Here is a 20224-nt window from a genome sequence, read left to right on the forward strand (position 1 = left end):
CATGGGCCTCGGCAGCCTGCGGTTTCCCGGCAATAGCCCGCCGCGCCCGGAGAAAGGTATCTACGCTCTCAAGCCAGCATCGACTGCTGGGCGGAAATCCCTGCCGTCGCGCCCTGCGATATTGCCGTAGTGACCGAGTTCATGGCCGGATTTGCGAGATCGCCGGCGGCGTAGATGCCCGGCATGCTGGTCTCGCGACGCTCATCGACCTTAAGGGCGATGCCGAAGGGCGTATTGACCGTGGCGAGGCCCAATGGCTCATGCAGGCTTGAGGACGGCTTGTTGCGCGGATGCGCGAACAGGATATCTACGCCGGCATTGCGGCCACTCTCGAGATTAACGGTGGTGATATGGCCCCGGTGATGGCCGATTTCGGCGATCCGCCCATCGACGACAGGTATGTTGCGGCGCGCCAGATCGGCACGGATATCGGGTGAAATGTCGTGACCATCGGCAAAGACAGTCAATGTGTCGGTCCAGTCGTGATACAGCCTGACGTAATTGTGCGACGTTGGTCCTGACCAGACGAGGCCCCAATGCTGGTCGGCGAATTCAAAGCCATCGCAGTAGGGGCAGGGCACGATCGAGGTGCCCCAGCTTTGGACAAAGCCGGGAACATCAGGCATCTGATCGGCGACGCCGTAGCTTAGGATGACGCGGCGCGCACCGAAGCTTTCGCCATCGCCAGTGCGGACGGAGAAGTTGTCGATGGGGCCGGAGATGGTGTCGGCCCGGGCATTGACCAAATTGACCGTGGGATAACGCGTCAGTTGCCGCCGCGCCTCGGCCAGGATGTCCAGCGGTGGCTTATGATCGTGGCCGAGTAGACCATGCGAGTGGCCGGCGAAGCGATTGCGCGGCAGGCCGGTATCGAAAACGGTGACCTTGCGTCGGGCGCGGCCGAGCTGCAGGGCGGCGGCGAGGCCGGCAAAGCTGCCGCCGATGATGATGACGTCATCCATGGTGATAAGCTCCGTGTTGTGTATGCAAGAGGTTGGGCTGAGTCTGGCGCAATTTCATCCAGCGATGCGCACTCGATGGGCGGCCAAGGAAACCTGATTTGGCGGACATGATAAAATCCACTCTTGGAAATTATGAAACTGTGTAGTATCGTAATTCGAGAATAAAGATACTGTCAAGGACTGTAATTATCGTGCCCGAAGAAAACGTCCGCGCACGGCGCGGCCGGCCCGCCAATGAGGCGCTTGGCCAAACCATAGTCGACGCCGCGGGCGAACTGTTTGCGGAATTGGGTTTTCAAGCGACGACATTGGACAAGGTCGCCCAGCGAGCGAAGATATCCAAGCTTAGCATCTACAGGCACTTCGAGAACAAGGAGGCGCTGTTTGGCGCGGCGTTTGCGGCCCGCTGCCAGCAGTTAATACCACAGGCGCTTTGTGAAGGCGTCGGCGGTTCGGCCGAGGATCAACTCATGGCGGTGGGATCATCGCTGCTTCGCACGCTGCTGCGCCCAGACGTCCGCAACGTGGAAGCAATGGTCACGGCCGACACGCCGAACCAAAAGTCGCTAAGCAAGATCCAATACGAAGCCGGCCCCGCCCATATCATCGCCCAGGTCGAGGCCCTACTGCGTCAGTTCCATGCGAAGGCGCTTCTGAACGTGCCCGATCCGCTCTGGTCCGCCCGCTTGTTTGCCGCCCTTTTCAAAGGATCCGATCTCCTAATTATCGCGCGTTTCGATGAGGCGAGAGCAGAGGACGACAACGAAATCGAATCCTACTGCCGATCTGCCGTCACCATGTTCATCGCCGCGCACGATGGCAGCGACCCCGCAGGCGGATAGCTTAGCCAAGAACGGACGTTGGCCGTGGCGCGATCGAACCCGAAACGGTGGTGGCCCGAACAAACAAGAAGCCTACCGATAATGCTGGCTTGCTGCTGCTTGGCCTCCTTCCGAGCTGCAAGCTCTGCTTCCAACTGCCATCCTCCCAAGGGACTAATCACAGGTGCGTCGGTCGCTTCAAAGTCCTTGACGTTGCGCGTAACGAGGATGGTGGCTGCGGCACGCGAGCAGCCGGTCAATATCGCCTTGAGCCCGACTGCCGCGATGCGGCCTCATGCGATGGGATCGGACGCGACCTACTTCGCGGCGATGAAATTAGCGTCAGGTGATTTGAGGCCTTACTGCCATGGGTTTATGATCACCAGGCCTACGCCCTCGAAGTCGGCAACGTTTCGAGTTGCCAGCGCGGCGCCGCGAGAAATCGTAATGGACGCAATCTGGGCATCGAATTGGCTGATCGGGCGACCTGCCTTGCGTCTTTCCGTTGCAATTGAACCGTAGACGTCTGCGGCCTCCCGATCGAACGGCAGCACACGACCGGCGAGATCTTGGGTGAAGATCGGTAGGATAGCCGCCTCAAGTTCGCGCGGCGGCGACCGTCTGGGAGCAGGCGTAGCCCGTAGAGGATCTCCGCTTCGGTAACGGTCGTCGTGAAAATTGCAGCGGGAGACTGATCCGCGAGCCAGTCGACAACTGCGGGCTGCGGAAGCGGCGAGAGCAGTTCAGATATGATGTAGGTGTCGAGGACGATCATGAAGCCGAAAAATCCAGAGCCTCACGGATCGGTTCACGCGCCGGAAGTTCCAGTTCCACGCCGCCGAGCGGCTGCAGCCGCGCACGGATGGTCGCGGCGAGGTTTCCAGCCGGTGTTTCCTGTTGAGCTAACGCCGTTTTCAGGATGTCCCGTGCCTCGTCTTCCATCGATCTCCCGTGGGTGGCAGCGCGGATGCGCAGCCTCTGTTTCAACCGATCATCGATGTTGCGAATGGTCATGCTGGCCATACTGAACCGCCTCCAGTCATCATGATTGCATATAAGGCAATGATGCCAGTATTTCAGTTGATATGCGCTGGTTTCAAGATCCATCTGGCAACGGAGGGGCTGCCGAACCGATGTTTTCCTATTCGAAATCCCTCACTATCGATAACCTGTACTTCTCGCTGCGGTCGAACCTCACAGCTGAGCCCTGGCAGCGCTGCGACTTTGAAGTTGACTCTGGGTGAGGCGACTGCAAAGCTATCGCCGTCGCGAGCATAAGGGAGCTGGCGGCCCGTCAGCAGCCGTACATTGTTGACCGGCGGCGCTGTATTTGCCGCGTCTAGAAGCTCACATCCTGGGGTACGTGAACGTCGATTAGCGGCCCGTCGGTCACGATTCCCGCGCCATCCGTCCAGCCCCTTGGACTGGCAATGCATGAGCTTGCTGCAAATGCGGCGGTCCATGGCGCGCTCTCTCATTCTGAAGGCAGCCTTACGATCAACTGGCGACAGGCAGAAGACGACGGGCTAATCATCGAGTGGGACGAGCTCAGTAAACGCAACGCTGAGCCACGGAAGGGCTTCGGTACCATTCTGCTGAGTGCAGTGCTGGAGAAGCAGCTTGGCGGGAAAATAAGCCGGGAGTGGCGGGACCGGGGCCTTCACATCGCTGTCGAGCTGCCGGCGCTAAACCGTGTCGGCGCTAGCCTAAGATCGAAACCTTGAACACGAACTATTCCACGTGACGCCCCATTGCGGAGAATGAAGTTGAACACTGAAGTCCGAAATCTACGGGAACTCGGGGAGCACGAAAGACAGGCTGTTCTGGAACGCCTTGCTGTCACGCTGGAGCGAACCGCAAAGTGGGCGGCTGACGAAGGAGACGAGGCACTGGAACTGGTCATGGCTTCGATGGGACGGGCTCTCCTGTCTGCCGCGAGCGAACTCTCGTCCAGCAAAGACAGGCTCCTTGCCGAAGATGTCGCGATCCGCGCGCTCAGTCTGATGACGACGTTCCATTGCAGGCACTCGCAGTGTCGCCTCGGCCCGGCTCTGCATTGATGAAGGTATTCATCTACGGCACCCTCAAACGCGGCTTTCCGCTCTTCGACAAGGCCCTTGGTGGGGCTCGGTACGTCGGCGACGTAGAGACAGTCGAACCGTATCCTCTTTATATTGCGGGCTCGTTCTACGGCCCGATGATGCTCGAGCGCCCGGGCGAGGGGCTGCGTGTTCGCGGTTGTTCGACATCGACGAAGATCGGCTTCAAGTTCTCGACGAAGTGGAAGATGTCGATAACAAATCCAGCTTTCGCAGTCCTGTCGCAGTCGCGCCGGTCGGGGAGGGATACCGCCAACGGCAATCGGATACACGAAGACGGAGAAGTGGCTTGATCCGATCCAGTCCGACTACCTGGCGGTTACCAGGAGAGGCGATTCGAGCAGTAGCTTTAAGGTAAGGGATAATCCGGAGTGTCTCAGGTCAGGCGCGAGAAGTCGTTGTCGCTGCGTCTTCCGTCTCATTCAGCTTTTTCAGCAAGGACATGAGATGATCATTGCCCTCCCGCGGAACAGCGCACACCGGCAGCCTGCGCAGCTGGCGCGAGGCTTCCTCGTACTTGGCGTAGCTGGCTCTCAACTTGGCAAGTGCTGCAGCAGATTTGGTCATGCGAACTTAGCCACTCGATGTTGACCTCCCTTTGCTGTTGCGATTTCCGGGCTGTCAGCTTTTTCGAGAACCCCGACGGCTGCTATCGGCCTTGCCCTTTGCCGACGATGTCTTGGCATCATAAGCCTGGCCAAAGTTTGTGCCGCCAAGATGGCCGCCGCCACTGGTGTTCTTCACCTGGCGTACTGCCCTTTGAATCTGCTGTTCGGCGCTGGTCTTTTTCATGTGGGATTCCTTTTCAACAAAAAGAAGGCCGAGGGCATCCCTCGACCTTTCGACATGCGGTCAATGCCAGTACATCCGTGGTCAAGGACCGACTATCGGTCAGGCTGCCTGAAGATTTTCGGCAGCGCTTTTGCCTGAGCGGTCATCGGCGACGATGTCGTAGCTCAATTTCTGGCCCTCTGAGATGAAGCTCATCCCGGCGCGTTCTACTGCGGAGATATGAACAAAGATGTCCTTGGAGCCGTCGGTCGGCTGGATAAAGCCGAAGCCCTTGGTGGTGTTGAAAAACTTTACGATGCCGGTATTCATGACGATTATCCTTTCAATCGCACGATTAGTCGCTGTCCGGCGAGAGCCGCCGACAGTCATTTGATCGATGTCTGAAAGAAAAGACCCGCCAGCTGCGCTCAAGCGCAAAGCAAAGCTCTAAAAGCAAATTCGATAACCCATACATAACCTCAATGTTACGTTGCGCAAGGGCGCGGAGGCATTTTATATTTTTACGCTGTGCTCAAAAATTCAGGAGCAGGCCTCACCGTCGGGACTTTCCTGATGCTGAGACCGGGCATATTTAGTACTAAATAAACCCAAGCAGGCCTGGCCACCACGGTGATCCGCATTCCAATCATGACCCAGTAGCCAACAAAGGCTCACTCCCTCAGGAGAAGAGGCGCCGGCAACGGCAAGCGCAGAGGACGTGGCCGTTCATCACCAACCGCGAAAGCGCTAGCGATCACGGTTTCGCTTGGGTCGCGCCGATCAAACCAGAAATGCGAGCAAGCGTCCCGTTGTGGAGGGCCGGCAGCGGCACGACCACCATGCTTTTTGACAGGAAACCGGGCCGATCTCCTCCGCCCTGTGGTGGCTGGGCAGCGGGAAGGGGTTCCGCAAACATTCGTCCTGCCGCTGTCAGACGGTAGGTCTGAGAGCCGATCTCGCCCCTGGATTCGATCAAGCCCTGGTCCTGAGCCTCGAATGCTGTCTTCAGCCCGGCGTGTCTAGGGGTGCTGCGCCATTCTGCTTCATCAAGGTGTTGCAGGAGCCTTGCGAGCCGGTTCGCGCGTGTCGGCGAAATCCGGAAACGTTCGACCCATCCGAACGAGTAGAAGCGTGAATGGTTTTGGAAGCGTTAGCCCTCAAGGCGCTCCTCCGTCGTCCAGGCGGGAGCACTTGGTAACCCTCAGCCGCCTTGTACGCGAACGCACGAGGTCGCGCCGCCCGGGTTACCCGCCTTTGCAAGCGTTTCGACAGGGTAAGCTTCGTGATTGATCCGGGGACGGTCAGCCGAATTTATTCGCTAATGTTCTGGATATGTGAGCAGGTGGTGATTGCCCGGTGCGGCCCGTTCCTGGGGACCGACCTCTGAGCTCTTTGGAGCCCGCAAAGCACCCCTTTTGCGGGCTCCGGCGCAGGGCTGCAGCGTCAGGCGAGTGATTGGCCCATCAACAAGTTGAAGAGAAGGGCGATCGCGCAGGCGGCGCGTCAATTAGGGAGGCGCCATGGTTGCCGGTGCTTCGAAGATTGCTTCGACGGCCTGTTGGAGCTTTGACATCGCCCTCTTCAAAAGAGCCGACGTAACTCAGGCTCTTGTTAAAGCGGAAATTGTACCCATATATCTATAATCGACCAATGATTGTCATCTCGAGCTGGAGCATGGCTCCATCCGGATTTCCTTTCAAATGATCGATCTGTCTGGCAAGTGCCGGGGACACGACGGGTTTAGCCGTTCCCGTGAGCGTCATTTTCCTTATTAGGGGCCTTACCCCAAACAGAAGGAGGACAAGATGTCTTCCAATCAGTATCCTGCGTGTGTGTCGCAAAACCTCGTGCGAACAAGTGCATCCGGCTATCATGAACAAACAATGATTGGTGACTGCATGTTAAAGACGGTCGTCGTGCGAAAGCTGCCTCTGGCGAGCATGAGCCCCTTTTTCACGTATCAGTGGAAAGCCCGAGCGCCGACGACGGCATAAATCATGCCGGAATGCGCAACCTCTCAACAGACGAAGTCAAAGCGCAGCAAGCTGACAAGGCCGTAACTGGGACCCCCGCAGAAATAATCGAGCGGCAATTAGGCGATTTGTTGCCATAGCTTTTGCTCACCAAAGAAGGAATCATAATGAACTCTACATTCCGCCAATCTGCGGACAAGCTTTTTCGCGCTGCCGAGGCAGGCTCAAACGCGGAAAAACTCAGGACTCTGCGAAAGGGAATGCAGCTACGACAGCGCGAGCTGCGAGAAACAGAGCGCACCGTCAGGGAAGCCAGCCGGGTCAATGCTCAGTCTCCTTCTGCAACGTGGAGGGCAACCCCTTGACCCAGTTCGACTACACCCGCGTGGCAGGCCTGTATCCGGGTAAATCTCTCCGCGGGAGCAGGGGCCCACGCTACCGGCGTTTTCAGACAGCCGCCGAGGCTCTGCGTTTCGCGATTGAAGACATGCCCGGCGCACAGCAACTGGGTTCTCTCCTCGAAGTCGATGAGGCGCGGTTCGACCATAGACAGATCCGGGCATTTTACGACGCGCCGGCGTATCCGCTGGTACGCCGCATCAAGTAATCCCCCGTCTGCCGGCTCTTGCTACATGCGGCGCTTATCCCAAGAACGCAATAGGTATAGTTTGACCTCAATTAAACCGCCGGCCAGCCCAGGCGCTGATCCCGAATCGGCTTGGCTCAAGATCATCGCCGGCTACCGCAAGCCCGTGTTGGCGCGAAGCCTGTACGAGCTTGCCGTGACCCTCATCCCGTTCGTGCTTCTGTGGGCGACTGCGGCGATCGCGCTGCAGTTCGGATACTGGATTGGCCTACTCCTGATCATTCCTGCGGCTGGCTTTTTGCTACGCATCTTCATGCTGCAGCATGACTGCGGGCACGGTTCGTTCTTTGGCAAACGACGCCTGGACGATTGGACCGGCCGCGTGCTCGGAATCCTGACGCTCACACCCTACGACTACTGGCGACGCGCGCACAACGAACATCATGCCTCTGCCGGGAACCTGGATGAGCGCGGCGTTGGCGACATAACGACCCTCACGGTATCAGAGTATCGCAATCTGACCCCGATGGGACAGCTTGGCTATCGCTTGTATCGCAATCCGTTCGTAATGTTCGGGATCGGCCCCGCCTTTCTGTTTCTCCTCAAGCAGAGGCTACCGTTCGGGATGATGCGCTCGGGCGCACTGCCCTGGGTCTCGACCATGGCAACGAACGTCGCCGTTACCGTGTTGACGGCGTTATTAATCTGGAGCGTCGGGATTATCCCGTTCCTCTTGATCCATCTGTCGATCGTCCTCATTGCGGGATCCGCAGGCGTCTGGCTGTTCTACGTCCAGCATCAGTTCGAGGATACGCACTGGTCGAGACCACCAGACTGGGCTTTCCCTTACGCTGCCATGCATGGAGCCTCACACTATGATCTGCCGCGCCCCTTGCGGTGGATGAGCGGTAACATCGGCATGCATCAAATTCATCATCTCTCCAGCCGGGTGCCGTTCTATCGGCTGCCTGAGGTGCTTCGAGACCATCCCGAGCTTGCAGATGTCGGCCGCATCAGCATTCGCGACAGCCTGGCCTGCGTCAAATTTGTTCTCTGGGACGAGAAGAGGCAGCGACTGATTTCCTTCGAAGAGATGGAGATGAGCGTATGATGATAGCCTTTTGCTGGCCTGGTTGCCGCTCTTGTCGCTGTTGCCCACGTTGAGCAAATGGCTTGCTTCCATCACTACGAGTCTTGCAATTGTGCACCGCAGCATTACCTAGGAAATCCGGGATGTCAGTTGGCTTTCCGCGAGCAGCGAGGAAGCCCCTATGAGAAGTCTTTCGGATACTTTGCAGCGCCTGCAACGGTTTCGCACCCCGCCGACCATGCCCACGGGTTCAAACCGGTTGGAGAAGCTGCAGAACCAAACCGCTAATCCCGGCGATCTCCTGGGGTGGTATCGTGTTCCCGGATCCGCGGATGCATCACGACCAATCCCGCTTGTAGTCGTCTTACACGGTTGCACGCAGACGGCTGCCGGATACGATGCCGGGTCGGGATGGTCGAAGCTGGCCGACGAATTTGGCTTTGCTGTCCTGTTTCCGGAGCAAACCCGCCAGAACAACCCTAATCTCTGTTTCAACTGGTTTTCCGACGACGATATCCGGCGCGACGGTGGCGAGGTCCGCTCGGTCCGTGAGATGATCGGCGTGATGATCTCCAACCACGGCATCGACCCTACGAGGGTGTTCATCACGGGACTGTCGGCTGGCGGCGCCATGGCGAATGCCATGCTTGCTGCCTATCCGGAAGTGTTTACCGGGGGAGCGATCATTGCGGGCCTGCCCTATGGCGTTGCCTCAAGCATCCCAGAGGCGTTCGACCGGATGCGCGGCCACGGTCTACCCCCTCGTGAACGACTTCAGCAGCAACTTCGTTCGGCGTCAGCGCATGCTGGACCCTGGCCGAGCATATCCGTCTGGCATGGTACGAATGACAAGACCGTTGACGAGATCAACGCCCAGGCCATTATTGATCAGTGGAAAGCCATACACGAGGTTATCGATCGACCTTCGCGGTTTGACGTCATCGACGGGCACGAACACCACGTCTGGACAGACAAGACTGGCTCGGACGCCATTGAACTCTACCGCATCGGCGGCATGGGACACGGCACTCCTATCGACACTTCAAGCGGCTACGGCTCGCAAGCACCGTACATGCTCGACGTTGGCATCTCGTCGACGGAGCACATCGCCCGCAACTGGGGTCTCACACCATCCTTTGAGCGTCATGCGCATCCCGAGGCCGCGCGCGAAAGGCCCACCGGGGGAGCGAAGTCTGATCGCAAGATCACGAATAACGTCCAGGACGTCATAGAGAGTGCGCTGCGGTCTGCCGGGCTCATGAAATGACGCATCCCTGGCGACTAACGGCCAGCCGGACGGTCGCGAGCTGCACGTTCTTATCGGATCTGCACCTTCCCAATCCTGGCTGAGCTTGTTGGCGGCGCGAAGAACTGGCGATACCTGACCATATCCCCCTGGGTTTGTTCTGTGCGAGGAGCGGCAATGCCAAAACTTTCCATATGCCACCGGACGACCTACAGCTACCGATCTCCGGTTCAGCTCTCTCCTTACCGACTATTGCTGCGACCGCGCGAGGGACCGGAAATCCTGCTGCTAAGTCACGACATAGCCTTTTCGCCCGAAGGCAGGGTTTCCTGGACAACCGATGTTTTCGGAAACGCGATTGCGACCGTGACGTTCTCGGAAGCGACGCAACGGCTCGAGATCACAAGCCGTGCGGATGTCGACCTGACATCGGAAGCCTGGCCGGTGTTCGACATCGCTGCGTCAGCCGCGACTTACCCGTTCCGATACGATGATCAGGATTGGAAGGACCTGGGCGCCCTAAGGGACGTTCAGTATTCCGATCCTTCCGGCGAATTTCACCAGTGGGTCAGGGGCTTCGTCATGGCGGAGCCGACCGATACGCTCTCGCTGTTGAAGGATCTCAGTGCAGGTGTTTCGAACGGCGTTGCCTATCAGGCACGCGATACAGAGGGAACACAACCTCCGCTGCAGACCCTTGGCCTACGGTCGGGGAGTTGCCGGGATCTTGCGATGGTCCTTGTCGAAAGCGTGCGGGTGCTTGGCATCGGGGCGAGGATCGTGTCCGGATATCTTTATGATCCGGCGTTCACCCTCATCGGTTCGTCGCCGGGCGGCTCGACCCATGCGTGGGTTGAGGTGTTCCTTCCCGGTGCAGGATGGGTCGCGTTCGATCCGACAAACAGGAGTATGGGCAGCGCCAACCTGATTCCCGTAGCAGTCGCGCGCGATATTATCCAGCTCTTCCCCGTGTCGGGAACGTTCATCGGTTCGGCAGATGCCTTCATGTCGATGGACGTTGCCGTGGATATCTCCTTCACTGCCTGATGAAGCGTGAACGCAGGTCTAAACATTGTTCTCCGCAGTGAAGCTGAGTTTAATCCGGCGCGTCTCTTGTAAAATCCTGACTTGTACCCATATATGGATTATCGACCATTGCTTGTGATGTTGGCCGCAGCTTTGCTCCCGCCGGATTTCCTCAAATCATCGATCTTATCCCGCAAGGCATCGCGGGAACCATAACGATTGCTCTGAAAGGAAATCGTCATGAATACTGGTACTGTAAAATGGTTCAACTCCACCAAGGGCTTCGGCTTCATCCAGCCTGACAACGGTAGCACGGACGTTTTCGTGCATGCGTCTGCTGTCGAGCGCGCCGGAATGCGTTCGCTCTCGGATGGCCAGAAGATCTCCTACGAGGTTGTCCAGGACCGCAAGTCCGGCAAAAGCTCGGCCGAAAATCTTCGGGCAGCTTAGGGATTTCATTCGCTGCGCTGACCACGGATGTACTGGCAGCAGAGCTGAGTGACTGTGGAAGGTCGGGCTAGCGCCCGGCCTTTTGTTTTCTGGTCGGCCTTTTCCGGCCTGTATCAACCGTCGACCGCTTGGATGTGTCCAAGCCGCAGACCGAAAGACGATCATCATGACCATGACCAAGCCGGCATTTTTCAAGCCCGAAAAGGTTTCCGCGCGAGACAAGGCTTCGACCACGAGTGACGTCGCGCGGCAGATCATTGAAACGGAAGCGGCTGACCGGACCCGCAAAACCGCGCGCCTGCGCCAGCTGCGCGAAGCCCGGCCGATCGAGCTGAAACCGGTCCGTCCGACACGACGCCGAAAGCCACCACTATCCGCGGCAGCGTGACGAGGAACTTGCCAGCGGGATGATCTCGCAAGTCGGACCGACACGTTAACGGAAGGAGAGGATATGCCTCCCACTCACAAAACTGTTTCGCCAAGCTATTCCAGCGCCGCTCCAACAATCGTCGCCGTGATCAGCTTTGTTTTTGTTCTATTCTTGATCACGGAGGGCTGGATGTGGTGAACATAACCGGCATGAAGCAGTCTCTTTTGCGCAGGCTTCTTAAGAGAGCGGACTATGCCACGCTTGACCTGAAGCCCGAGGCGGGAGCGGACCACGCGGCGGAGACCACTCTCATCGAGCAGATCCGGGCCGGCATGATCGCTCCCGAGGATTATCCCGCGTCTACGAGCACAGGCGACGCGCAAGCGGGGGGCGAGCAGGCAAGTTCCCAGAACGAGATGAACCGTACGCGGGAGGGGTTCGATACGGAAGAGCAGATGGAATTCGCCGTGAGCTCCAACGGCGACCGCTGGTTTCTGTGCTTCCAGAGCAAGGGTGACGCCGCCTTCGTCCTGCATCGCGCCAATCTGGCGTCGGGCGCGCACGAGACACGCAGATCCGTCGACGCATTCCTTAATCTAAAACCCATTGGGCCTGAACATGAGGCCCTGCGAGCGCTGCTCAGACGATCGATGGAAGCAGGATCCTGAGACATTGAACAACGTTTCTGACTTGAGCGGTCACCGCTCTGACACAGAACGCAGCCGAGTGGGACGTTTATAGCATGCGCGCAGCCCGGCCGCTCCGCGTCGTCGCACTGTTGTAGTAGCTCGACGCCTGCTCGACGGATCGATGGCGAGACTGTTCCATCGCCTCGGGGAGCGGGATGCCGCGATTGGCTGCCTCCGTCAGATAGCCAGAGCGCAATCCATGCGCCGAAAACTCCCCCGCCTCGAGCCCAGCCATCGCCACCCGCCGCTTGACGATGTCATTGACCGCCTTCGGATCAAGCGTTCGGCGGGACACATTGCCCCAGCGGTCGATCGCCCGAAACACGCTGCCGCTGTCGGTCTTGGCGGCGGTCAGCCAGGCGTTCAATGCCTCCACCGGCCGGCCGGTCAGATAGACGACCTCGTCTTGGCTGGCGCCGGAATTCTTCGTCCGGCCAAGACGGATGGAGAGCGAGGGGAGGGGGCTTCCGTCCTCGGCTGTTACCGGCGTCGATTGTCAGCTGCTCCTTGCGCAGGCTGGCGACTACGCTGCGCCGGCGGCCGCCGGAGGCGAAGGCGACCATCAGGATGGCCCGGTCGCGGACGTCGCGCAGGTCGCCGCCACCGCAGGTCGCCAGCAACTTCGCCAGCACGTTACCGGTGATTGCCTTGGCGCTCTTGCGCTTTCGCGGCCGCGGCACGGCGCGCACGGCGAGACGAATGGCTGATTTCAGGGCAGGGGAGGCGAAGGCACCGGTCAGACCACGCCATTTCGTCAGCGTCGACCAACTGGCGAGACGCCGGCGAACGGTATCGGGTGCATGCGGACCGGTCGATCTGAGAAAGCCCCGGTCGCGAAGCCCTTGTTGGACATTGGCTGGCATGCCGTGGTGCGGATCGGTGTCTCGCTTTTTCGGGTCCCACAGATGATGGGCGACGAATTTCAGGAGCAGCGCCTCTGGCGCGGGCCAGGGCAGGGAAGAGCCGGTGGCGGAAAGCGACCAGGCCTGCAGATAGGCAAGTCGGAGGTCAGAGCCCGCAGCGTATTATCGCCCGTGCCCTTGTTGACCAGATGCCGCAGGGTTTCGACGTCCTGGTCGGTCAGCAGCTCGGCGAGCTCGTCACGGCGCTCGATTGGCAGGACAGCGGCAATGCTATCGAGGTCTTCGGCGCGATGCGCAACGTCGGTCTTATCTCTGCCTGCGGGCTTAGTGATCATTTTCCAGCGGACCCAGAAGGACAATTCCCTCGTTGCGCGCCGCGCTCGCCACTGCAGAAACCATGCCGCGGCAACGGATGCATCGAGTATGAATGGCATCAGTAGCGACGACCTTCGTCACGCCAGGCGCGGATTTCCTCTTGAGTGGTGAACGGCAAGCCCGCACGTTGAGCCTTGATCTCGCTGATCACCGCGTCGACGTCGGTTTCTCGTCGGATGCGAGAGAGCCGTGCTATGGGTGTGTTGCCCCGGGAAATGATGACCTCTTCACCCGCTTCGACCTGTGCGAGTAGCTCGGAAAGATGGGTTTTTGCCTCTGCTACTTTAACGCTGACTGCCATTGGGTTTCTCCCGCGGCCGATGTTTTCCCTCAAGATAGGCATGCGTTGGTCTACCATAAACCATATCAGTTCCGATAAGCACTAGATAGCCTTGCGTGGCTGGCACACCTTCCCGCATGTAGGGCCTCACGTTGAATGCTAGGCAAGTCGTTGTCGGTCGAGCGAACGAAAATTTACCCACAGCGATTTCACACGAGACGCCAGTAAGGGCGGACAGTGACATTGTCTTATCATTTCAATATTTTAGCTTCCATTGACCGACGGGTCCCAGGTTCACATCCTTCAAGGCGTAGTCGACCATACCCTATAGCCGCGTCATTCATGAAAACCCGTTAGAACGACCTTGCCGAACAACCCGCCGGCCTCCATCCGGCGATGTGCATCCGATACAGCCGCAAGCGAATACGTCGCTCCAATGACCGGCTTCAGCTCGTGGCCAACCCTCGGGAGTACCTGTTCCCTGAACCGGCCGATCATCGCTCGTTTTTCTGACCGCGACCTAGATTTCATCACCGTGCCCATCAATTGCAGGTGGTTGTGAAGAACGATGTCGAGGGGAATGATGGCGTTTTTATCGCGGCCGAGCAGGCCGACCTGGACAAGCCGGCCACCAGGCGCAAGACCACGAATGTTGCGGGCGAGGTAGGACCCACCGACAAAGTCGATGATCAGATCGACACCGCGAGAGGCGGTCGTATCGACGATCTCTGCCTCGAAGTCGGCCTGCCTGTAATCGAAGACCGCATCCGCGCCGAGTGACAGCACGTTTTCGATGTTGTTCGCAGATGCCGTGGCCAGCACGGTCGTTCCTGCTGCCTTGGCGAGCTTGACGGCAGCCGATCCGATTCCGCCTGCCGCAGCGTGGACGAGGACCGTCTCACCTTTTGCGAGGTCGGCTCGGTTGACGCCAGCCGCCATGACCTTGACCAGAAGGTCGGTGGGGCGGACGTTGGGCATGGGAGCTTCGCCAAGCCGCAGGACATCCGCGCTTCCGAAGTCATCGAATATGATCGCTTTCATCGCAACGGCTCCTTACTTCGACAGTGCCCGACGGGCGATGCTGGCAGCAAACAGCGGCGTCTCGCGGCTGTTGTGGTCGCCGCCGGCGGACTGACGGGCTGCCGCGGCCTCTTCGTAACTGACACCGTGCTCTTCGATGAAGCGCATGAACGCATCCGTCGGATGGGCTGTGACCTTGTTGGTGTAGCGCGTCCTGCCGTCGTCGATCTTCTCGGCCATCAATTCCCAGACGACATTGACCTGGGTCCGCCCATTGGCCGTGAACACGTCCGAGATGGAGTTCATGCGGCAATAGGCCGGCTCGGCGACTTCGGCCACATAGTGCTGCACGACCAGGCCCGAACCGATCTGCTCGACATTGATCGACATCCGGCGTCCGTCGTCGGTCCAGGTGACGCCGGCGGCGATATGATCGGGCGGACAGCAGCGAAGATATTCGGCCTCTGGCAGGTTGAAGAGCCAGTCCGCTATGTCGATTTTTTCAAGGGGAACGTCGATCTCCGCGGAATAGGCGGACTGAGAGAGAATTGTATCGAGGACCTTGACCATCGTAGTGTTCCTTCTGTTTGTTGGGCGACCGCCCGTTGACGAGAAGGAAAGTGCCCCGAATGCCTGCAGATGATAACGAACTGAATGGTCGAAACGGTTTTGCGTCGTAGGCAAAGATGAGGGACCCACGCTTCGCCGAACATCTCGCGGTTTACGTCGATGTCGTCCGCACGGGGAGCTTCTCGGCAGCGTCTCGGCGCCGGGCCGTTACGCCCTCGGCTGTCGTTCGACAGATTGATGCGCTGGAACAGGACCTGGGCGTTGCTCTCCTTGTTCGCTCGACACGGGCGCTGTCTTTGACGGATGCGGGACGTCACCTTTTTGAACGCGCCCAGCGCTTGCTTGACGATCTCGCCGATACCTATGCCGAGGTTGCCGCTTTCGATGGCGCGGTCAGTGGCATGCTGCGGATCGCCTGTTTCCCGACATTCGGAAAGCGCTACGTCATCCCCGTCCTGGCATCTCTCGCGCGAGACTATCCGAACCTGCACGTCGAACTGGATCTCACCGAGCGATTGGCCGACCCGGTCGCAGAGCGGCTCGATCTGGTGGTAAGGATGGGCGAGCTTCAGGACAGCACGTTGATTGCAACCAGGCTGGCGCCTCACGATCACATCATCGTGGCGAGCCCCGCCTATCTTGAGCACTACGGCGTGCCGGAAAGTGCAGATGCGCTTCGCCAACATCGTGTCCTCGACAAGTTACACGGCAACGATCTTCTCGGTTGGTCGAATATCCTCGGCGCGCCAACAGGGGAGGCGTGCGAGCGCGTTGTATTCCGGTCTGACGATTTTGAAGCGCTGAACGGCGCTGCGATCGCCGGGATGGGGGTGGCGTTCCTACCGAGCTGGGTCTCGGGGCCGTCCGTCCAGACGGGTGATCTCGTCCGCCTTTCACTATTGGGCGAAGCATGGAATGAACGGCCTTCCGGGATCTATCTTCTTCGTGCGCTTCAGGTGCCATCTGCGAAAATCAAAGCATTCACCGAAGCGCTCAAGAATCATGTCGGAACACCGCCGCGTTGGAATTGAGGCTCCCCGCAGCAGGAAGATCAATGCATGGCAGATGAGCAGGCAGCTGATAGCTGCCGACTATGTTGTGGGTTCCTTTCAAGGCGAGGAGGAACATAACGTTCACACCTCCACGCCACGGTCCTGAATGTGGCATCTCCCGTTCAACCGATGCGTATCTTTTTGCCGCTGAACATGCCGCCACGAAATACCTCGGCTTCAGGGTCGAACGCGAATAGAACGACGTCTGAGCCCGCACTGGCAATGAGCTGGTGATCAAATGAGCGAGTAAACGCGCTCTCGCCGGTTGTGATCGTGACGTCGCCGAAATCTATCGCCCCGTCGAAGACATAGAGCAAAAAAGCCGTCCCGGAATCGGCCGCGGCAGGCAAGCGTAGCCGGAAGCCCCTCGTGATGCGCGCATCGAAGACACTGACGTCGGATCGCACGGTCAGCGGCGCCTCCTGTGGCCCGGCAATCAATCGCCACTCGTTGTCACGGCTTTCGTCAACGAAATCATGAAACTGCACCATCGGCTCAAGATCGGGAGCGTTGGGCCGCAGGAAGATCTGTAGCGCTCGAACCGGACTGTTCCCGAGCATCAGTTCTTCGTGCTGGAAGGTGTGGCCTGCATTCATCATCATGAAATGCGTTTTGTCGAGCGTCTTCTCGTTTCCGACGGTATCGCGGTGAAGCATCTCGCCGCCGCGAATGTAGGTCAGGATTTCATCGTCCTTGTGCGGGTGCATGCCGATGAGGTGACCGGGTTGCACCTGGGCGCGATCGATCCTGCCGATCGGACCAATCCCGCTATCATCGGCCGTCAGGGTGAGACCGGGATAAAGGATTTCGACGCCGAAACTTTGAACGAAGTTCCCGCGCATCCGGCCTGCGGAGATCTTGGTGATCGTCATTGAAGTGTTTCCTTCCATTTAGGGCGCGGGCTCCAAGGCCCGCGCCGAACGGGACCAATGCGCGCTCAATGATAGTTGAGGATGCCCACCAGCTTCTGCCCGAGCGGGCTCGTCCAGTCGACGGCAAGCTCGGAGATGATCTGGTCGACGGTGGTGATGACCGCTCCCGCCTTTTCCATGCGGCGCAGAGCAAGGTCGTCGCCGTACTTCGTGTAGGAGGCGGAAGCGTCAGCCGAGACCTGCACCTCGTAGCCTTCGTCGAGCATCTGCAGGACCGGGAAGGTGACGCAGATTTCCGTTGTCACGCCGGCGACGAACAGCTTCTTGCGGCCGGTTGCCTTGACCGCCTGGTTGAAGCCGTCGTGGTGCATTGCGTTGACGATGCCGGGGCGCTTGATACGGGCCTCGAAGGCTTCGGGGAGGATTTCCTTGAGTTCGGGCGCCAGCGGCCCCTGGATCTGGTCTTCCATGCTTGATGTCAGGATGGTCGGGATGTTGGCAGCCTTGGCGATGCGGGCGAGCTTCAGCGCGTTCTGCTTGACCAGGTTGATGTCGTGCGAGTGGGTCCAGGCCATCGTGCCGATCTGATGGTCGATCAGCAGCATGGCGGAATTTTCGGGGGTGAATGCTTGGCTGTGCATTGTCGTGTTCCTTTTCCTTTTCGGCGGCGGGTTGGTGAAGTTCGTTTCGATCCGCTCGATGATTGGAATTTAGCGTTGCGATGAATGGTACGGTAGCTCTATCGTTTGCCACTCTGTTGAACGAAAAATGGAACGCAAACATGATCAGCTTCGAGGACATGCAGACCTTCGTCGAGGTTGCCGACGGCGGAGGGATCACGGTCGCGGCCCGGCGTCTCGGACTGCCGAAATCAATCGTCAGCCGCCGGCTTGTGCGCCTCGAGAGCGAACTTGGCGTCCAGCTTCTGGCGCGCACGACGAGGGGCGCATCACTCACGGAAGCCGGTGTTTCCTTCCGCGAGCATGCTGCCCGCATGTGCCTGGAAATGGACGTGGCGCGCGAGGAAATGCTGCCGACCGGGGAGTTGCGGGGACGATTGCGCGTGGCGGTTCCTTCATCCTTCGGTCCCGGACATTTCGCGCCGGCGCTGGCCGAGCTTGCCCGCCTCCATCCGCTCCTGCAGCTTCACGCGCATTACAGTGACCGGTACGTTGATCTGGTGGCAGAAGGGTTCGATTGCGGGATACGGGTCGGCTATCTTCAGGATTCAAATTTGACCGCACGCAAGATCGGTGCCTTTGCGGCCGGATTGTTCGCCAATCCAGACTACCTGAGTGCCCACGGCATCCCGAAAAAGCCCTCGGACCTGCTTGAACACCAGGCCATCCTGCAAGGGACTGAAAGCTGGAAGGTATCAGACGGCAGCCGAACGGTCGTCGTCAACGGGCAGGGAAGGTTCAAGGCGGACAGCGCCGTGGGGATCGCCGAAGGGACGGCGGCCGGGCTGGGCGTTGCGGCCCTTCCTGTCGTGATCGCGCAAAGCTACGTGACTGCGGGCGCGCTAGTGCCGATCATGGCGGAATACAGCTTGCCGGAGATCGGCGTCTATATTGTGCGGCCGCCGGGATCGCACGTGTCCCGAAAGGTCAGGGTGCTGATCGATTTCTTTGTCGCACGGTTCTCGGCGAGCGCCGCACGGGATGCGTCCTAACCTCATGCGGAGAGCCGACGCTCCTGAAACGCGACGCCCCAGTCGCGCATGGCCATCAACACGGGCGCGAGTGTCTGGCCGAACGGTGTAAGCGAATACTCCACGCGCGGCGGGACTTCAGCGAAGACTTCACGGAAAACAATCCCGTCGGCCTCAAGCTCCCGGAGCTGCATCGTCAGAGATCGCTGGCTCGGATCGCCAACCAGGCGGCGCAGTTCGCCAAACCGGCGCGGCCCGTCCAGCAGCCGGTAAATGATCATCGGCTTCCACTTGCCGCCCGTCACATCGACGGTGGTCTCGACGGGACACTTCTGGCCAAGGCTCATCCTGGTCTCCAATGGTGTACTTTCTATCCCTATAGGCGGAACTGTTGCCTACTTGCAAGATCGCCTGTGGCGCGCCTAGTTGGAGCGAGTTGATTGGAGGTGTGTCATGCGCGCTGCGTTTTACGAGAAACAAGGAGCTGCGAGAGAGGTGCTTGTTGTCGCCGACTTGCCCGATCCACAGCCCCGCGCCGGTGAGGTCCGGGTGAGGGTGATCGCCTCTGGTATTAATCCTTCCGACATCAAGACGAGAACCGGCTTCGGCGGCAAGGCCATGCCATTCGGACGGATCGTACCGCATCAGGACGGCGCGGGCGTGATCGACGCCGTCGGCCCCGGCGTTGCTGATACACGGATCGGAGAGCGCGTGTGGATCTACATGGCGCAATGGAACCGCGCCTTCGGGACCGCTGCGGAATTCGTCGTCGTGCCGTCCGCGCAGGCCGTCAGGCTGGCCGACAACGTGCCCTTTGAGATCGGAGCATCGCTCGGCGTTCCTGCGATGACGGCGCATCGCTGCCTGTTCGCCGATGGTGACCTGCGCGGCAAACGGGTTCTGGTGCAGGGTGGTGCCGGTGCGGTCGGCAACGCGGCGATCCTGCTTGCGAAATGGGCGGGCGCGTGGGTGGCGGCGACAGTGAGCCGCGAGCAGCAGGCGGAGGTCGCGCGAGCCGCTGGGGTCGATCTTGTCATCAACAGGCACCAGGAAGACGTGCCGCAGGCCATACGATCGGCCACGGGCGGCCACGGCGTCGACCGTATCGTGGATGTCGATATCTCCGCCAATATTGAATTGGCAATCTCCTGCCTCGCCCGCGACGGCGTGGTCTCAGCCTATTCGACGGAATCACCGCAAGCCAAGTTGGCCATCCCGTTTTTCCCGGCGCTGCTCGGAGGTTTCTCATTCCGTTTCGTCTACGTGTACACCATGCCGGAAGCGGCGATGCGTCACGCAACTGAAGAGATTTCGGCCTGCGCCGCGTCGGGGGCATACGTTCCGCAGATCGCGAAAACATATGCCCTCGATGCAGTGACCGATGCGCACGAGTTCCAGGAGAGCGGCAAGGCTGTCGGCAAGGTCCTGGTCCGACTTTCAGACGCCTGACCCGAGCGG

General features: G+C 59.4%; 24 protein-coding genes and 2 pseudogenes. 13 read left to right on the forward strand and 13 right to left on the reverse strand.

Annotated features, from left to right (window positions below; translation table 11 throughout):
• Positions 1–68: 68 nt before the first annotated feature.
• Complete coding sequence (locus tag FHT93_RS20920) at positions 69–962, reverse strand: NAD(P)/FAD-dependent oxidoreductase (RefSeq protein ID WP_112971391.1); 894 nt, start codon at positions 960–962, stop codon at positions 69–71.
• A gap of 191 nt (positions 963–1153) precedes the next feature.
• Here FHT93_RS20920 and FHT93_RS20925 point away from each other — a divergent pair, with 191 nt between their 5' ends.
• Complete coding sequence (locus FHT93_RS20925; RefSeq protein ID WP_183849208.1) at positions 1154–1804, forward strand: TetR/AcrR family transcriptional regulator; 651 nt, start codon at positions 1154–1156, stop codon at positions 1802–1804.
• Positions 1805–2142: 338 nt separating this feature from the next.
• On the opposite strand, the pseudogene FHT93_RS20930 reads toward FHT93_RS20925, so the two are convergent.
• Positions 2143–2558: pseudogene (locus FHT93_RS20930) on the reverse strand (type II toxin-antitoxin system VapC family toxin).
• Positions 2555–2806, reverse strand: coding sequence for a plasmid stabilization protein (locus FHT93_RS20935; RefSeq protein ID WP_112971393.1), 252 nt, complete (start codon positions 2804–2806; stop codon positions 2555–2557). Before FHT93_RS20935 ends, FHT93_RS20930 begins: the two are co-directional and overlap by 4 nt.
• Before the next feature lie 743 nt (positions 2807–3549).
• On the opposite strand from FHT93_RS20935, the gene FHT93_RS20940 reads away from it, so the two are divergent.
• Together FHT93_RS20940 and FHT93_RS20945 are read left to right on the forward strand one after the other, a co-directional pair.
• Complete coding sequence (locus tag FHT93_RS20940; RefSeq protein ID WP_112971395.1) at positions 3550–3843, forward strand: hypothetical protein; 294 nt, start codon at positions 3550–3552, stop codon at positions 3841–3843.
• Positions 3843–4175: a gamma-glutamylcyclotransferase family protein gene (locus tag FHT93_RS20945; RefSeq protein ID WP_112971396.1), complete on the forward strand. Its 333-nt coding sequence runs from the start codon at positions 3843–3845 to the stop codon at positions 4173–4175. The genes FHT93_RS20940 and FHT93_RS20945 overlap by 1 nt, the downstream gene beginning before the upstream one ends.
• An 88-nt stretch (positions 4176–4263) precedes the next feature.
• On the opposite strand, the gene FHT93_RS20950 is transcribed toward FHT93_RS20945, so the two are convergent.
• The 3 genes from FHT93_RS20950 to FHT93_RS20960 form a co-directional block, all read right to left on the reverse strand.
• Positions 4264–4449 (reverse strand): hypothetical protein, encoded by a 186-nt coding sequence (locus tag FHT93_RS20950; RefSeq protein ID WP_112971397.1) that lies wholly within the window; start codon positions 4447–4449, stop codon positions 4264–4266.
• Between the two features lie 54 nt (positions 4450–4503).
• A complete protein-coding gene (locus FHT93_RS20955; RefSeq protein WP_018114003.1) occupies positions 4504–4674 on the reverse strand; it encodes a hypothetical protein in 171 nt (56 codons plus the stop codon).
• A 99-nt stretch (positions 4675–4773) separates the two neighbouring features.
• Complete coding sequence (locus FHT93_RS20960; protein WP_112971398.1) at positions 4774–4983, reverse strand: cold-shock protein; 210 nt, start codon at positions 4981–4983, stop codon at positions 4774–4776.
• A 2004-nt stretch (positions 4984–6987) separates the two neighbouring features.
• Between FHT93_RS20960 and FHT93_RS20965 the strand changes: the two genes are divergently transcribed.
• From FHT93_RS20965 to FHT93_RS20995, 7 genes are all read left to right on the forward strand, one after another.
• Complete coding sequence (locus FHT93_RS20965) at positions 6988–7233, forward strand: hypothetical protein (RefSeq protein ID WP_112971399.1); 246 nt, start codon at positions 6988–6990, stop codon at positions 7231–7233.
• Positions 7234–7294: 61 nt separating this feature from the next.
• Positions 7295–8323, forward strand: a complete 1029-nt coding sequence (locus tag FHT93_RS20970; protein ID WP_246781671.1) for a fatty acid desaturase — start codon at positions 7295–7297, stop codon at positions 8321–8323.
• A gap of 160 nt (positions 8324–8483) precedes the next feature.
• Complete coding sequence (locus FHT93_RS20975) at positions 8484–9569, forward strand: PHB depolymerase family esterase (protein WP_112971401.1); 1086 nt, start codon at positions 8484–8486, stop codon at positions 9567–9569.
• A gap of 156 nt (positions 9570–9725) precedes the next feature.
• Positions 9726–10595: a transglutaminase family protein gene (locus FHT93_RS20980; RefSeq protein ID WP_112971402.1), complete on the forward strand. Its 870-nt coding sequence runs from the start codon at positions 9726–9728 to the stop codon at positions 10593–10595.
• 219 nt (positions 10596–10814) lie between these two features.
• Positions 10815–11024 carry a cold-shock protein gene (locus FHT93_RS20985; RefSeq protein ID WP_112971403.1) on the forward strand — a complete coding sequence of 70 codons (210 nt, stop codon included), beginning with the start codon at positions 10815–10817 and terminating at the stop codon, positions 11022–11024.
• Between the two features lie 166 nt (positions 11025–11190).
• A complete protein-coding gene (locus tag FHT93_RS20990) occupies positions 11191–11412 on the forward strand; it encodes a hypothetical protein (RefSeq protein WP_029616376.1) in 222 nt (73 codons plus the stop codon).
• 173 nt (positions 11413–11585) lie between these two features.
• Complete coding sequence (locus tag FHT93_RS20995; protein ID WP_183849210.1) at positions 11586–12062, forward strand: hypothetical protein; 477 nt, start codon at positions 11586–11588, stop codon at positions 12060–12062.
• Between the two features lie 67 nt (positions 12063–12129).
• Here FHT93_RS20995 and FHT93_RS21000 read toward each other — a convergent pair.
• The 4 genes and pseudogenes from FHT93_RS21000 to FHT93_RS21015 form a co-directional block, all read right to left on the reverse strand.
• Positions 12130–13281: pseudogene (locus tag FHT93_RS21000) on the reverse strand (site-specific integrase).
• A 98-nt stretch (positions 13282–13379) separates the two neighbouring features.
• Positions 13380–13622 carry a type II toxin-antitoxin system prevent-host-death family antitoxin gene (locus FHT93_RS21005; protein WP_112542194.1) on the reverse strand — a complete coding sequence of 81 codons (243 nt, stop codon included), beginning with the start codon at positions 13620–13622 and terminating at the stop codon, positions 13380–13382.
• 315 nt (positions 13623–13937) lie between these two features.
• Entirely contained in the window at positions 13938–14642 is a 705-nt protein-coding gene (locus FHT93_RS21010) for a zinc-binding dehydrogenase (RefSeq protein ID WP_183849212.1), read from the reverse strand.
• A gap of 12 nt (positions 14643–14654) precedes the next feature.
• A complete protein-coding gene (locus tag FHT93_RS21015; protein ID WP_112971405.1) occupies positions 14655–15191 on the reverse strand; it encodes a hypothetical protein in 537 nt (178 codons plus the stop codon).
• A 116-nt stretch (positions 15192–15307) separates the two neighbouring features.
• Between FHT93_RS21015 and FHT93_RS21020 the strand changes: the two genes are divergently transcribed.
• A complete protein-coding gene (locus tag FHT93_RS21020; protein ID WP_113207774.1) occupies positions 15308–16222 on the forward strand; it encodes a LysR family transcriptional regulator in 915 nt (304 codons plus the stop codon).
• A gap of 143 nt (positions 16223–16365) precedes the next feature.
• On the opposite strand, the gene FHT93_RS21025 is transcribed toward FHT93_RS21020, so the two are convergent.
• Together FHT93_RS21025 and FHT93_RS21030 are read right to left on the reverse strand one after the other, a co-directional pair.
• On the reverse strand, positions 16366–17115 hold the full coding sequence (locus FHT93_RS21025; protein WP_112542198.1) for a pirin family protein: 750 nt from the start codon (positions 17113–17115) through the stop codon (positions 16366–16368).
• Between the two features lie 65 nt (positions 17116–17180).
• Positions 17181–17756 (reverse strand): isochorismatase family protein, encoded by a 576-nt coding sequence (locus FHT93_RS21030; RefSeq protein ID WP_183849214.1) that lies wholly within the window; start codon positions 17754–17756, stop codon positions 17181–17183.
• A 140-nt stretch (positions 17757–17896) separates the two neighbouring features.
• Between FHT93_RS21030 and FHT93_RS21035 the strand changes: the two genes are divergently transcribed.
• Positions 17897–18787 (forward strand): LysR family transcriptional regulator, encoded by an 891-nt coding sequence (locus FHT93_RS21035; RefSeq protein ID WP_112542200.1) that lies wholly within the window; start codon positions 17897–17899, stop codon positions 18785–18787.
• Between the two features lie 2 nt (positions 18788–18789).
• Here the strand turns inward: FHT93_RS21035 and FHT93_RS21040 are convergent, their stop codons facing one another.
• Positions 18790–19113: a helix-turn-helix domain-containing protein gene (locus FHT93_RS21040; protein WP_112542201.1), complete on the reverse strand. Its 324-nt coding sequence runs from the start codon at positions 19111–19113 to the stop codon at positions 18790–18792.
• Positions 19114–19219: 106 nt separating this feature from the next.
• Here FHT93_RS21040 and FHT93_RS21045 point away from each other — a divergent pair, with 106 nt between their 5' ends.
• Entirely contained in the window at positions 19220–20215 is a 996-nt protein-coding gene (locus FHT93_RS21045; protein ID WP_183849216.1) for an NADPH:quinone reductase, read from the forward strand.
• Positions 20216–20224: the final 9 nt, after the last annotated feature.

The organism is Rhizobium sp. BK379, assembly GCF_014193955.1.
Lineage (GTDB): Bacteria > Pseudomonadota > Alphaproteobacteria > Rhizobiales > Rhizobiaceae > Rhizobium.

Coding starts and splice junctions, on each gene's coding strand:
- FHT93_RS20920 (WP_112971391.1), bottom strand. CDS start 962: ATGGATGACGTCATCATCATCGGCGGCAGCTTTGCCGGCCTCGCCGCC.
- FHT93_RS20935 (WP_112971393.1), bottom strand. CDS start 2,806: ATGGCCAGCATGACCATTCGCAACATCGATGATCGGTTGAAACAGAGG.
- FHT93_RS20945 (WP_112971396.1), top strand. CDS start 3,843: ATGAAGGTATTCATCTACGGCACCCTCAAACGCGGCTTTCCGCTCTTC.
- FHT93_RS20950 (WP_112971397.1), bottom strand. CDS start 4,449: ATGACCAAATCTGCTGCAGCACTTGCCAAGTTGAGAGCCAGCTACGCC.
- FHT93_RS20955 (WP_018114003.1), bottom strand. CDS start 4,674: ATGAAAAAGACCAGCGCCGAACAGCAGATTCAAAGGGCAGTACGCCAG.
- FHT93_RS20960 (WP_112971398.1), bottom strand. CDS start 4,983: ATGAATACCGGCATCGTAAAGTTTTTCAACACCACCAAGGGCTTCGGC.
- FHT93_RS20975 (WP_112971401.1), top strand. CDS start 8,484: ATGAGAAGTCTTTCGGATACTTTGCAGCGCCTGCAACGGTTTCGCACC.
- FHT93_RS20980 (WP_112971402.1), top strand. CDS start 9,726: ATGCCAAAACTTTCCATATGCCACCGGACGACCTACAGCTACCGATCT.
- FHT93_RS20985 (WP_112971403.1), top strand. CDS start 10,815: ATGAATACTGGTACTGTAAAATGGTTCAACTCCACCAAGGGCTTCGGC.
- FHT93_RS20990 (WP_029616376.1), top strand. CDS start 11,191: ATGACCATGACCAAGCCGGCATTTTTCAAGCCCGAAAAGGTTTCCGCG.
- FHT93_RS21005 (WP_112542194.1), bottom strand. CDS start 13,622: ATGGCAGTCAGCGTTAAAGTAGCAGAGGCAAAAACCCATCTTTCCGAG.
- FHT93_RS21010 (WP_183849212.1), bottom strand. CDS start 14,642: ATGAAAGCGATCATATTCGATGACTTCGGAAGCGCGGATGTCCTGCGG.
- FHT93_RS21015 (WP_112971405.1), bottom strand. CDS start 15,191: ATGGTCAAGGTCCTCGATACAATTCTCTCTCAGTCCGCCTATTCCGCG.
- FHT93_RS21020 (WP_113207774.1), top strand. CDS start 15,308: ATGAGGGACCCACGCTTCGCCGAACATCTCGCGGTTTACGTCGATGTC.
- FHT93_RS21025 (WP_112542198.1), bottom strand. CDS start 17,115: ATGACGATCACCAAGATCTCCGCAGGCCGGATGCGCGGGAACTTCGTT.
- FHT93_RS21030 (WP_183849214.1), bottom strand. CDS start 17,756: ATGCACAGCCAAGCATTCACCCCCGAAAATTCCGCCATGCTGCTGATC.
- FHT93_RS21035 (WP_112542200.1), top strand. CDS start 17,897: ATGATCAGCTTCGAGGACATGCAGACCTTCGTCGAGGTTGCCGACGGC.
- FHT93_RS21040 (WP_112542201.1), bottom strand. CDS start 19,113: ATGAGCCTTGGCCAGAAGTGTCCCGTCGAGACCACCGTCGATGTGACG.
- FHT93_RS21045 (WP_183849216.1), top strand. CDS start 19,220: ATGCGCGCTGCGTTTTACGAGAAACAAGGAGCTGCGAGAGAGGTGCTT.